1 protein-coding gene is annotated in these 770 nt (G+C 58.1%); it reads left to right on the top strand.

Annotated elements, in window-relative coordinates; genetic code table 11:
- A partial coding sequence (locus MOY_RS17320; RefSeq protein WP_009102293.1) for a hypothetical protein occupies positions 1 to 770 on the top strand: 770 nt, incomplete at both ends.

Genomic DNA, 770 nt, shown 5'->3' with positions numbered 1-770 from the left:
ATGTCCTGATGGGCGACAACACCCAGCTTGGCTGGACGGATGACGGTGTGCTGGTCAGTGCCGAAAGCTTAGCGACTGACATCGGTGGTAATGATGACGTCTTCGTTAACGCGGGCAACGTCACCTGGGTTGGCGGTGTAGGCGATGACTCCTTAACGATCAGCGACGCCGGCCAAGAGAGCCAGCACGTACTGATGGGCGACAACGCCCAACTTGGCTGGACCGATGAGGGCGTACTGATTAGCGCAGAAAGCCTGGCCTTTGAAGAAGGTGGCGACGACACCGTGTCGGTTAATGCGGGCAACGTCACCTGGATCGGCGGTGTAGGCGATGACTCCTTAACGATCAGCGACGCCGACGAAGACAGCCAGCACGTACTGATGGGCGACAACGCCCAGCTTGGCTGGACGGATGACGGTGTGCTGGTCAGTGCCGAAAGCTTAGCAACCGACATCGGTGGTAATGATGACGTCTTTGTTAACGCGGGTAACGTCACCTGGATTGGCGGTGTGGGTAATGACACCCTCGAAATCACTGAGGCGGCTCAGGGTAGCGAGCATGTCCTGATGGGCGACAACGCCCAGCTTGGCTGGACGGATGGCGGTGTGCTGGTCAGTGCCGAAAGCTTAGCGACTGACATCGGTGGTAATGATGACGTCTTCGTTAACGCGGGCAACGTCACCTGGATTGGCGGTGTAGGCGATGACTCCTTAACGATCAGCGACGCCGACCAAGACAGCCAGCACGTACTGATGGGTGATAACGCTCAG

Origin of the sequence: Halomonas sp. GFAJ-1, assembly GCF_000236625.2 — a bacterium.
In the GTDB taxonomy this organism is placed as follows: Bacteria; Pseudomonadota; Gammaproteobacteria; order Pseudomonadales; family Halomonadaceae; genus Vreelandella.
This window is presented reverse-complemented; position numbering and strand designations above follow the sequence as displayed.